The sequence below is a fragment of the Paenarthrobacter nitroguajacolicus genome (genome assembly GCF_029952445.1).
In the GTDB taxonomy this organism is placed as follows: domain Bacteria; phylum Actinomycetota; class Actinomycetes; order Actinomycetales; family Micrococcaceae; genus Arthrobacter; species Arthrobacter nitroguajacolicus_B.
This window is the reverse complement of record NZ_JAQPPK010000059.1, coordinates 1-3,458: the sequence shown is the minus strand read 5'-3', so window position 1 is coordinate 3,458 and position 3,458 is coordinate 1. Positions and strand designations below refer to the sequence as shown.

General features: G+C 62.8%; 2 protein-coding genes and 1 rRNA gene. 1 reads left to right on the top strand and 2 read right to left on the bottom strand.

What is annotated here, in order from left to right; genetic code table 11:
• Positions 1 to 364 precede the first annotated feature (364 nt).
• A complete protein-coding gene (locus PJL15_RS22485) occupies positions 365 to 1,246 on the bottom strand; it encodes an alpha/beta fold hydrolase (protein ID WP_281453346.1) in 882 nt (293 codons plus the stop codon).
• Positions 1,247 to 1,365: 119 nt separating this feature from the next.
• Here PJL15_RS22485 and PJL15_RS22480 point away from each other — a divergent pair, with 119 nt between their 5' ends.
• Positions 1,366 to 3,246 carry an AfsR/SARP family transcriptional regulator gene (locus PJL15_RS22480; protein WP_281453345.1) on the top strand — a complete coding sequence of 627 codons (1,881 nt, stop codon included), beginning with the start codon at positions 1,366 to 1,368 and terminating at the stop codon, positions 3,244 to 3,246.
• A 95-nt stretch (positions 3,247 to 3,341) separates the two neighbouring features.
• Here PJL15_RS22480 and rrf read toward each other — a convergent pair.
• A 5S ribosomal RNA gene (gene rrf / locus PJL15_RS22475) occupies positions 3,342 to 3,458 on the bottom strand.

The window sequence follows — 3,458 nt, the reverse complement described above, 5'->3', positions numbered from 1 at the left end:
ATTCGAAACCAGCTGAAAACCAGACCACCACACACGGGGGTGCGGGCAATCCGGCATAATTCAACCAATCAATAAAACAATCGGTATCAACAAACTTGGCACACTATTGAGTTCTCAAACAACAGACCCCCCAAAACATCACCCCACCGGAACACCACACAAAGCAGCGCACCACAACAGGGCCATTGGAAAAGAAGAGTTATTTTTGGCCGCCTACCGAACCGTACACACCTTCCGGCTTTCCGTTTCGCACCCGGCGACTCAGAAAACAATACACGCCCCACAACCCCAACGCAAATCCACCACCCAACACCCCCACACCAACCCCCAAAACCCCCACCAAACCGCCGTCGGGCACTGCTTTCTAGCGAGCCATCAACTCACGCAAGGCGGCAACCACCGCACCAGGATCTTCCTCCGCCATGAAGTGCCCGGCGTTCGTCGTGACATGTTTCAGGTCCGGTGCCCAAGCACTCCACAGCGATGAGGCGTCATACCCCAATGCGGCGCCCCAATCCTGCTGCATCACAGTGACGGGCATGGCCAAAGTTCGGCCGGAGTCCTTATCGGCGCGATCATGAGTGACATCAATCCCGGCGGAAGCGCGGTAGTCGGCCACGATCGACACCACTGCCTCGCGGGATGCCCGCAAGTACTCCTCCCGATACTGTGCCGGAATCGCTGCCGGATCGGCAGTCCATCCGTCCAGGAACGAGGCGAAGAAGGAATCGGCGGTCGCCTCGATCATGGGCTCCGGGATCCCTGCAGGCTGGGCCATGAGATAGAGGTGCCACGCCACCTTTGCCTCCGCTCCCCGAAGGATGTCCCACATATCCAACGTGGGCAGAACATCCAGGGAGAGCAGATGAGTCACGGCCTGGGGATGGTCCAGTCCCGCGCGCACGGCAACCAGCGCGCCTCGGTCATGGCCCGACAATGCGAAGCGGCCATGGCCAAGGGCCCGCGCCGCGGCGACGACGTCAGCGGCCATCGTCCGCTTCGAATAGGTGCTTTCGTCCTCCTCGGCAGGCTTGCTGCTCGCGCCATAACCTCGCAGGTCAGGGCATATGACCGTGTGATCGGCCGCCAAGTCGGCGGCGACGTGCCGCCACATCAGATGCGTCTGTGGGAACCCATGCAGAAGTACGACGGCGGGTCCACTGCCAGCCACCGCCACGTTCAGTTCAACGTCGGGTGCTACCGGGACGCGGTGATACGTAGCTTCGGGCATCAAGGTCAAAGTCATGGAGTCTCCATTCGTTGGTGGTTACTCCACCTTCCAGCCACGCAATCAGCGCTCAATCAGCGGCTAAGGCCGTTCCGGTATCAGGCAGGGATGTCGCACCCGCTGTCTACGATTGACCAATGAGCACTCCGCAGATTCAAGTCCTCGGTCCCATCCGGGTTGCGGTCGACGGCGTGATGCGCAACCTCACCAAGCGCCGGCACAGGGAACTCCTGGGGATACTCGTTGCACAACGGGGCCGGACGATCACTACGGCATCGCTGATTGATGAGCTCTGGGACGGCGCGGCACCAGGTGGGGGTGTGGGAGCCGTCCAGACCTTTGTTGGCGAACTTCGCCGCATCCTGGAACCACACCGACCACCCCGGACGCCGTCGGCAGTACTCGTAACTGTTGGTGACGGATACGCCCTGAAGTTGTCTGCAGAATCTGTGGATGCCTGGCGCTTCGAGGAGACGTTTGCCAAGGCAGTTGGTGCTTCTCCTGGAGAGAAGGATTCACTGATATCGACGGGTCTGGCCGAGTGGCAAGGCGATGCGTTTGAAGAATTTACCGAACGACCGTGGGCCTGCGCCGAGGCGGCCAGACTCCACGAGCTGCGCCAGACCGCCGTCGAACATTGTGCCGCCGCGCGGGTGGAGAGCGGCCGGCCCGCCGACGCCGTGGCTCTGCTGGAAGCGCACGTTTCCGCCAATCCGTGGCGCGATGAAGGCTGGCGGTTGTTGGCACTGGCCCTCTACCGCAGTCATCGGCAAGCGGAGGCGCTGGCCGTTCTCCGGCGGGCCCGTCAGCAGAAGGTCGGCCAGCTCGGCTTGGACGTCGGTCCAGTGCTGGCGGACCTGGAGTCTGGGATTCTCCGCAGGGATCCGCTCTTGGATCCACCGGAGTCGAGCGACTTGGCATTGACTGCAACAGCCTACTCCCGGAGCGGCGCAAGGGTTCAGCTGGAAGCGGTGAATGCGGTGCTGGGCAGCCTGGCCGTGGCCGGCGACCTGCAGACAGCCCGGACCCAACGCCTCGCCGCCATCCAAGCGGCCCGCACGTTGGACGACCCCCAACTGGCAGCCCGGATTGTCGGAGGTTACGACGTTCCAGGCATATGGACACGCGCTGACGATCCTGAGGAATCCGCCATCATCGTCGCAGCAGCCGAGCACGCGCTTGCCTCGACCGCCCGCATCAGCGATCGAACACGCGCCCGGCTTCAGGCCACGATCGCCATGGAGTCCCGCGGGACTGCAAACCGACAGGCGGAAGCCGTGCAGGCTGAAGCCATTGCGCGACGCGTGGGCGACGCCCAGCTGCATTGTTTTGCGCTCAGCGCGCGATTCATGCAGGAATTCGGCAGGACCGGTCTTGCCGGGCAGCGGGACGCCATCGGGCGGCAGCTGATAGCAACAGCGCTCGACGCCGACTCGCCTACCTTTGAGATCAACGGTCACCTGATACGCATGCAGGCACTGTGCGCACTGTCCGATGTCGACGCCGCCAGTATCGAAGCAGACGCTGTGGACAACCTGGCAACGCGGCATGAACGACCATTGGCCTTGGTCTTTACCAGCTGGTTCCGCTGGACTTTCCTGGCTGGCGAGGTATCGCCTCCGCTGCCCAAAGTCATGCCGGGATTCAGTGAAGGAATCGCGGCTTTGGCGGTCTTCGCCCGACAGCTCCGCGACGGGGCTGAGCTCAGTGGCGGCGATTTCGGCCCCTACGAGCCCTGGGTGAGGCCACTCTTGTTGGCGCAGGAAGGACAGGGGAAAGCAGCCGTCGAAGCCCTACGCCAGGTGCCGGATCCGCCTAACGATCTCTTGCTTGAGGCCACGTGGTGCATCGTGGCACAGACCGCTGTCCAGCTGGGCGAGCCGACGGTCATCCGCCGAGCCCTGGCGGCCTTGGAACCGGCCAGAGGAGAACGGGCCGCCGGGAGCGCCGTTATGGATCTGGGCAGCGTTGACCATTATCTGGAGATGCTCCAAGCGGCAGTGACAAGCATCGACTAGCCGTTGGCCGTCCCCTGGGAACGGTTCTCGGTTGTTTGGTGGTTAAAGTGGGAGAGCCCCGACCTGTGGTCGGGGCTCTCACCTTTTTAATGGTTGTCCGGCGGTGTCCTACTCTCCCACACCCTCCCGGGTGCAGTACCATCGGCGCTGTGGGTCTTAGCTTCCGGGTTCGGAATGGGACCGGGCGTTTCCCCCACGCTATGACCGCCGTA

Bases quoted from the DNA above. Each gene is read 5' to 3' on its own strand.
- PJL15_RS22485 (WP_281453346.1), bottom strand. From the start codon at position 1,246: ATGACTTTGACCTTGATGCCCGAAGCTACGTATCACCGCGTCCCGGTA.
- PJL15_RS22480 (WP_281453345.1), top strand. From the start codon at position 1,366: ATGAGCACTCCGCAGATTCAAGTCCTCGGTCCCATCCGGGTTGCGGTC.